The following is a 2,765-nucleotide window of genomic DNA, read 5'->3' as shown; positions in this document are numbered from 1 at the left end:
AACGACGAGGAAAAGCGCCTGGACGCCCTGGAGGAAGGAAAGGCGGTACAGGACGGGGCAATTAATGATCTTGGTGAAGTGGTTGGAACACTAGCAGAAGGAGGTATGATTTAATGGGAGCATTTTATGGGACTCGGATCAGGTGCGGTATTATTACGATTAATGATGTGCCGAAGTTTTGGAAAACAAAGACAGAAAAATGGCTGGAAGAGAATCCGGAATAACTGACAGGAGGGCTTACAAATGCCTACAGAGATAATGGTGGCTCTGATCGGGCTGGGAGGCAGTGCAATCGGCACATTCGCCGGCGTGTTTGCGTCAGCGAAACTGACCGCCTACCGGCTGGAGCAGCTAGAGAAGAAAGTAGACAAGCATAACACGGTGATTGAGCGGACTTTTAAGCTTGAAGAAACACAGGCAGTTATGCAGGAACAGATAAAGGTCGTTAATCACAGGATCAGCGATCTGGAAAGAGAGGAATAAACTATGGATTTTGGAATTGCGAGTGTTGCAGGAATTACAGTAATATGCTATCTGGCCGGAATGGCCTGCAAAGCAAGTGTGAGGATCAAGGACGAGGTGATCCCGGTTATCTGCGGGGCGGTCGGGGCAGCGCTGGGTGTCGCAGGAATGTACACGATGCCAGCGTTTCCGGCTCAGGACATAATCAATGCCTTGGCAATCGGTATTGTCTCCGGCCTGGCTGCTACCGGAGTGAACCAGGCAATCAAGCAAATCAAGCAGTAGAAAGGCGATGATCCGCATATCTCCCGGCCGGCAGGGTGAGAGCCGGTGATACTGTACTTATTTATGGGCCTGGGTAAATCCCGGGCCTTTTCATTTTTGGAGGTACTATGACAGCACAAGAAAAGAGACAGGCAGTAATCGCAAAGTACGACACGCTGATTGGCCGCAATTATTACAGTCAGAATTTACGTGATTACTGTTTTAAAAAATATAAAGACGGCAACTATTACAGTGATTGCAGTAGCTCTATCTGTTATGCATATGCAGAGGCAGGCCAGAGCTTCGGCATACTTAATACCGCCGGAATATATCAGTCCGGCAAGTTGACAACCGTAGACGTAGACATAACCGCAGGTATCCCGGACGTTTCCCGTTTGCGCCCCGGTGATATGTTGGAATTTGCGGGAACCGATAAGAGACGCCCGCTTAAGATCGGCCACGTTGAGATGTACTGCGGTAATGGCATTATCTGCGGCCACGGTAGCGGCAGGCCGAGTTATAAGCAGCTTACGGCATACTGCAAGAGCCGGTATGACTCATGGGCGCCGGGAGGCTGGAGGAAGGGGCTTGTATGCGTCAGGCGGTATATACAGGACGATGCAGCGCCGAAGCCGGAAGCACCGAAGAAGTCTGGCTGGTATGAGGAGAGCGGCGGTCGGAAGTATTACCTCGGTAACACAGGCACTCCAGTACGCAACTCCTGGTATCAGGACTCAGACGGTAAATGGTACTGGTTTGATGGTGCCGGCATGATGGTCCATAGCACCTGGTATATGTATGAGGGAGACTGGTACTATCTCGGTGCCGATGGAGCCATGGTTAAAGGTTTACAGGCCAGTGATGGAAAGTGGTATTATCTCGATCAGGATGGCAAACTTGTCAAGGAGCCAGTCGTGCTGACACCAGATCAGGACGGAGCATTGCAGTATCCGGGGCTGGCTGGATAACGAAAAAGGCGGTCCGTGTGGGCCGCCTAATCATATTTCTATTCAGTCTGTTCCTAATCGAAACAATCCGATTACTTTTCCTAATATCTCCAGATGCTTTACAATAATGGGACCCATATCGCTATTCTCTGGTTGAAGTTTATAGTATCCATCTTCTTTGAAAAAACGTTTTACTGTAGCGGAATCATCTACAAGAGCAACAACAATTTCACCATTGCAAGCGGTTGAGCACCGCTCAACTATTAGCTGATCTCCATCGAATATGCCGGCATTAATCATACTGTCCCCCTTAACATTCAACATAAATGTCTCCTCACAAGGGAGTAATTCGGCGGGTATTGGATAGTAATTTTCAATATTTTCTTCTGCGAGTAATGGTACACCGGCCGCAACAGTTCCTAAAAGTGGTACATTAATTACTTGGCGTCTTAACAGATTAAAGTTGTCATCCATTATCTCTATTGTTCGTGAATGTAGTGGGCTTTTACGAATATATCCTTTTTCCTCCAATACGTTAAGATGATTTTGTACAGAGGACGGAGAACTTAAACCGACAGCTTTACAGATATCCCGAACAGCCGGTGAATACCCTCTTTTTAGAATATTATTTTTGATATACTCTAAAATCTCTGATTGCTTCGGCGTTATTTTTTCCATTTAATCACCGCCTTTACTCCATAAAGTTTGCATCACATTTGCTACAATATGCATGTACATGTCCATTTGTTGAAGCTTTAGATGCATATGCTTTTCCTCCACATAACGGACAAGCAAATTCCGCTGCTAATTCATTTTCCACTGCTTCAGTAGCGGCATTAAAAAAATCTAACATTTTTTGGAGTTCCTCTGGTAAAATATCATTCATAGTATCGCCTCCTTTTCTGCTTATGAATATAGAATAACATATAATTCACAGAAAAGCAAACGTTTGTTCGATAAATGGAGATTTAGCAAAAGCAGTCTACTCAAGTAATCTTATGGCTCCTAGTGATGGCCCTGTTTTTCTCCGCTGGGATGTTGATACGTTAAATACACCCTTCAAAGCAGGACTTACATATAATACTGCTGGAT

The 2,765-nt window shown here is 45.9% G+C and carries 5 protein-coding genes; 3 read left to right on the top strand and 2 right to left on the bottom strand.

The window, feature by feature from the left end:
* The first annotated feature begins 243 nt into the window (after window positions 1–243).
* The 3 genes from NE473_RS29780 (at window position 244) to NE473_RS29770 (ending at window position 1,694) form a co-directional block, all read left to right on the top strand.
* Complete coding sequence (locus tag NE473_RS29780; protein ID WP_055651925.1) at window positions 244–483, top strand: hypothetical protein; 240 nt, start codon at window positions 244–246, stop codon at window positions 481–483.
* 3 nt (window positions 484–486) lie between these two features.
* Entirely contained in the window at window positions 487–747 is a 261-nt protein-coding gene (locus NE473_RS29775) for a phage holin family protein (RefSeq protein ID WP_055651926.1), read from the top strand.
* Between the two features lie 107 nt (window positions 748–854).
* On the top strand, window positions 855–1,694 hold the full coding sequence (locus tag NE473_RS29770) for an NlpC/P60 family protein (protein ID WP_055651927.1): 840 nt from the start codon (window positions 855–857) through the stop codon (window positions 1,692–1,694).
* Window positions 1,695–1,736: 42 nt separating this feature from the next.
* Here NE473_RS29770 and lexA read toward each other — a convergent pair whose 3' ends face one another.
* Window positions 1,737–2,351 carry a transcriptional repressor LexA gene (gene lexA, locus NE473_RS29765; RefSeq protein ID WP_055651928.1) on the bottom strand — a complete coding sequence of 205 codons (615 nt, stop codon included), beginning with the start codon at window positions 2,349–2,351 and terminating at the stop codon, window positions 1,737–1,739.
* Between the two features lie 13 nt (window positions 2,352–2,364).
* Complete coding sequence (locus NE473_RS29760; RefSeq protein WP_055651929.1) at window positions 2,365–2,559, bottom strand: hypothetical protein; 195 nt, start codon at window positions 2,557–2,559, stop codon at window positions 2,365–2,367.
* Window positions 2,560–2,765: the final 206 nt, after the last annotated feature.

The organism is Hungatella sp. SL.1.14 (assembly GCF_024460495.1).
Classification (GTDB): domain Bacteria; phylum Bacillota; class Clostridia; order Lachnospirales; family Lachnospiraceae; genus Hungatella; species Hungatella hathewayi.
Note: the sequence above shows the minus strand (reverse complement) of the source record. Positions and strands in the feature narration are given on the sequence as shown.